The 3,849-nt window shown below is 44.6% G+C and carries 4 protein-coding genes and 1 pseudogene; 3 read left to right on the top strand and 2 right to left on the bottom strand.

Annotated features, from left to right (window positions below):
- The 3 genes from BLW34_RS14985 to BLW34_RS14975 form a co-directional block, all read left to right on the top strand.
- On the top strand, positions 1–418 hold a 418-nt coding region (locus BLW34_RS14985), incomplete at its 5' end, for a hypothetical protein (RefSeq protein WP_218138887.1).
- Between the two features lie 438 nt (positions 419–856).
- Entirely contained in the window at positions 857–1,720 is an 864-nt protein-coding gene (locus BLW34_RS14980) for an endonuclease/exonuclease/phosphatase family protein (RefSeq protein ID WP_218138886.1), read from the top strand.
- A 193-nt stretch (positions 1,721–1,913) separates the two neighbouring features.
- Complete coding sequence (locus BLW34_RS14975; RefSeq protein ID WP_090581292.1) at positions 1,914–2,120, top strand: MgtC/SapB family protein; 207 nt, start codon at positions 1,914–1,916, stop codon at positions 2,118–2,120.
- Positions 2,121–2,411: 291 nt separating this feature from the next.
- Here the strand turns inward: BLW34_RS14975 and BLW34_RS14970 are convergent, their stop codons facing one another.
- Both BLW34_RS14970 and BLW34_RS14965 read right to left on the bottom strand, forming a co-directional pair.
- Entirely contained in the window at positions 2,412–3,593 is a 1,182-nt protein-coding gene (locus tag BLW34_RS14970; protein WP_256203831.1) for an AI-2E family transporter, read from the bottom strand.
- 14 nt (positions 3,594–3,607) lie between these two features.
- Positions 3,608–3,849, bottom strand: a pseudogene (locus tag BLW34_RS14965) (hypothetical protein); the annotation flags it as partial.

Raw genomic sequence — 3,849 nt, 5'->3', positions numbered from 1 at the left:
TTCGCCGTCGCGGTATTCCACTTTACCGCACATCTCGCCGCATCGTGTTTCTTTCAAACGCATTGCGGCCGAAGGCCGATTACTACGCTCATTTCATATTGGAAGAGACTTCAGGTTGACGACCAAACCGTTTCCCGATACATTCTGTTCTTATGAAAAGCGCGTTTATTTTTCCTATACACGCAAAGCTTTTATGTGGAAGTTCAACGATGAAGGCAACATGAAAAACCATGCCGTTCACCAGCAAACCTACCTGACCAACCTGATATTGCGAAAGGGTGTTCTGACATCGGATGATACTATTTATAAATCGTTTTCGGTATTTGTTTCCGGAGCTGCAAGGTCATTTATCCAGATCAAGGGAACAGATTCGACAGCCATAGACTCTATGGATGTGGATAATAAACTTGATTTTTAAGTGTTGCTGTCCATGATACGAAAATTCGTAGCAATAAGAAAGAACGAAGCGGTGGAATTGATGCTGCAACACAATGAGACCTAGAAAATCGGGATCAGTTACAAGGTCCGATATTCCCAAAGACAAGATTATTGATAATTTATAAAAGCAAAGGTTTCAACTCACGGCACCTTTGTCGGTTTAAGAAAGCATCAGTGCAAATAAATCTTTATCTTTAGGCATCAAAAACAAAAGATGTCTTTTTTAAAAATTATCCTTTACTGCTTCTCAGTTTTCGCCTTGATTTCCGTACTGATTCCGTTTATCAAAAAAGACCTTTGGGTATTTCGCATTTTTGATTATCCACGGTTGCAGAAACTGGTCATTATCGGGATACTTTGTGCTTTATGGTTGGGTTTTTTTAGAATACCGACCGAATGGTGGGATAGGGCGCTTTTGTTGGCCTTGACCGTTTCTTTCTTTTATCTCGGTTACCTGATCATTCCTTTTACCCCATTAGGTAAAAAGATGATTAAGCCCATAAAGCAAACACGTGAAACCCCTTGCCTTAACCTGTTGGTGGCCAACGTCTACCAACACAACCGGAATTATCAGAAGTTACTAGATCTGGTAACTGAAAGAAATCCTGATATTATTTTCTTGTTGGAAACAGACCAACAATGGATGGAAAGTGTACAGCAACTTAAAAAATATTATCCCCATTGTATTGAAATTCCTAAAGAAAACACTTACGGTTTGTTATTTTACAGTAAATTTAAATTAGACCATACCGAAATCAATTACCTGATTGATGACGAGGTACCTTCCATAATTGCCGATATCACCTTTGATAAGGAAACGATCAGGATTTTTGGCTTGCATCCGGCCCCACCCGTGCCAAAGGAAAATTCACACAGCACCGACAGGGATGCAGAAATTCTGTTGATTGGCAAGATGGCTAAAGATTACAAAGGTCCGTGTATAGTAATGGGCGACCTGAACGACGTGGCCTGGAGCTATACGACCGAATTGTTCCTTAAATACAGTGGCCTGCTCGATCCGCGACGTGGCAGAGGAATGTACAGTACCTTTCATGCCCAATACCCTTTGTTGAGATGGCCTCTCGATCATTATTTCCTCAGCAGCCACTTTCGTCTGATGCGGATGAAAGTTGAAAAAAATATTGATTCCGACCATTTCCCTATCAGTATTTGCTTGTTGCTTTCCCACAAGGACAAAGAAAACAAGATGGAAGCTGACGCCGAAGATCAGGAATTGGCACAAGAAAAAATAGAAGCAGGAATAAAAGGCGAACCCCGATAAGTCATAGGTAAAACAAACGCCTTCCAAGAATTCGGATGTTTTTACTAACTTTACGATGTAACTAAAATCGCCCAGAACAAGGTGGCGCGCTGTAAGATGTCATGTGTCGTGTAGTTCAAGGCGTCATATCAGGAATAGGTTTTCTGTGTGCCGGTACAATGCTGAAAGGCGATAGCATGACTGGGGTGCGTGCGTGGAACTGGCGACAGCTGCAGGCATCTGGTTCACGGCAGCTATAAGCGTAGCTGCCGGAGTGGGCTATGAGATTACAGCGCTGCTGGTACTTTTTGCACTGAACATTGTGCCAATGTTGCTGGATAAAAAGAAGAGTCCGTCTCTACAACAGGCTGCTCTTGCGCTGTGCAATCTCCTTTCCCAATGTAACGATATTAAGCTTTGATTTCTGGACTTTAGGAAACATCTCGTCATCCTCTTCTTTGACGTGGTGTTCTATCTGCTCAGCCAGTACCATTACTGCAATGGTTTGCTGCAAGAAGTAGCAAGATGGTCATAGGCATTTGTAATTAGAATCAAATATTAATCCTAGGAACGTGATCTTGTTTCCCTCAGCCGGCTCACTACGCTATGCCTGCCGGTAGTTGGCGTGGGTGAATGCTAATTCACTAGCAGAGCCTGTACCTAATGCGGATGCGATCTCTTCCAGGATGCACTGGTGCCCAGTTTCTCTGCTTTATTCATTGTCATGGTTTGCTTCTTGGTGATCGGGAGATTTGACAGCTGTTTGATGATTATGGGGATTATTAAATTCGATGATAAATATTCCCCAGAAGACAAAGAAAAGTGCCGCGATCAAAGGACCTATGACAAAGCCATTCATGCCGAACAGGGCAAAGCCGCCAAGGGTCGATAGTAGTACTACGTAATCGGGCAGCTTGGTATCGCGGCCCACCAGGATAGGACGAAGGATATTGTCCACAAGACCAATGACGCCTGCGCCGAAAGCCACCAGAATCAAACCTTGGTCCCATTCTCCGACAGCAAAGAGATAAACCGCGTAAGGCCCCCAGATGAGAGCAGCTCCGACTAGAGGAATGAGCGAGAGTCCTGTCATCACTACGCCCCATAGCAGTGCGCCCGGAATATCAAGCAGCCAAAAAATGAAGCCGCCCAGAGAGCCCTGTATAAACGCCACCACTAGATTGCCCTTGACGGTGGCCCGGGTAACCTCCGCGAATTTTCTAAAAAGCTGGCGTTCTCGCTCATCTCCAAGAGGCAGAGCGCGAATCAAGAGCCCAATCAGTTGTGGGCCGTCACGCAATAGAAAAAAAGCCACATAAAGCATCAAGGCAAGGCCGATAAAAAATTGCATCGCATTCTGACCAATCGACATTGCATTCTCCGCCACCAGGCGGCTGGCGGTGATGGCCATTCCAGACAATTGCTCCTGGACTGTCCCTAGATCGACATTAAACCGTTCCAGCAGGTTCTGGATTACTGGAAGCCCTTGCTTGAAGCGATCAATATAGTGGGAAGGATTGATGTCACCGCTTTGCACTCGCTGATAGAGTTCAGTGCCTTCTTGAAAAAACGAAAAGAGTATGAACAGAACCGGGATAACGCCAACTAGAAAGCAAACGGTGAGTGTCGTCAGCGCAGCGATGTTAGGTCGTGCCGATAGTCTGTATATGCGTTTGTGCATTGGGTAAAAAACAATGCCGATGACACAAGCCCAGAAAATAACGCTAAAGAAGGGCTTGAGCAAATAGATAAACAGAATGCTTACCAGCGCAAGCATCAAGAGAAACGCACGCTGCTCCAAACTTTTATACCCCTTTACTCTTCGATCAGTATCAGAAGAAACGCAGGAGGAAGACTTCATTTTGTTATCTGTAATTTCACGGTCTTCTTTCATCCTAAATTCCTCTTTTAACCCGAACTGGAAGTCAAATGAAAGGTTGGCGAATCGAGTGGAGGATTTTCCGATCTAGCAGAGATAATTTTGTTGACGATATAGCGTACCAAAGTAGGCCAACGCTCTATTTTTGGCAACTGAGGCGCATTTGCTAAAATTGAGTCAAGACCCTTACGGATATTGGCGATCATTGCTCTGATCTGATCCCCGGCCTCATGAGCCAACGTAAGCAATAGTCGAGATTGACCTGCATGCC

The sequence above is a fragment of the Nitrosomonas sp. Nm58 genome (assembly GCF_900107335.1).
Classification (GTDB): Bacteria; Pseudomonadota; Gammaproteobacteria; order Burkholderiales; family Nitrosomonadaceae; genus Nitrosomonas.
This window is presented reverse-complemented; position numbering and strand designations above follow the sequence as displayed.

Coding starts and splice junctions, on each gene's coding strand:
- BLW34_RS14970 (WP_256203831.1), bottom strand. CDS start 3,593: ATGAAAGAAGACCGTGAAATTACAGATAACAAAATGAAGTCTTCCTCC.